The sequence below is a fragment of the Pseudomonas sp. RA_35y_Pfl2_P32 genome (assembly GCF_963970735.1).
Taxonomy (GTDB): domain Bacteria; phylum Pseudomonadota; class Gammaproteobacteria; order Pseudomonadales; family Pseudomonadaceae; genus Aquipseudomonas.
Window position 1 is genome coordinate 1 of sequence record NZ_CAXAQF010000463.1, and the last position, 210, is coordinate 210.

The following is a 210-nucleotide window of genomic DNA, read 5'->3' on the forward strand; positions in this document are numbered from 1 at the left end:
GTGCTAAGGGACTGCCCAATTGCGCGGCCTGGAACATGTAGGAGCTGGCCATGCGGTCCGACTTCAATACACCGACTCCACGTTCGGCCACCACAGCCCAATTGTAATAACCCAGCGGGACTTTGAGCTTTACCATACGCTCGTAGAGGTCGAGCATCTTGCTGATATCTTTTTCAACACCAGGCTGTCCGGGCCAGCCCGTGCGATAGA

Annotated in this window: 1 pseudogene; it reads right to left on the reverse strand. The window is 55.7% G+C overall.

Annotated features, from left to right (window positions below):
• Window positions 1-210: pseudogene (locus AACY45_RS29430) on the reverse strand (tetratricopeptide repeat protein); the annotation flags it as partial.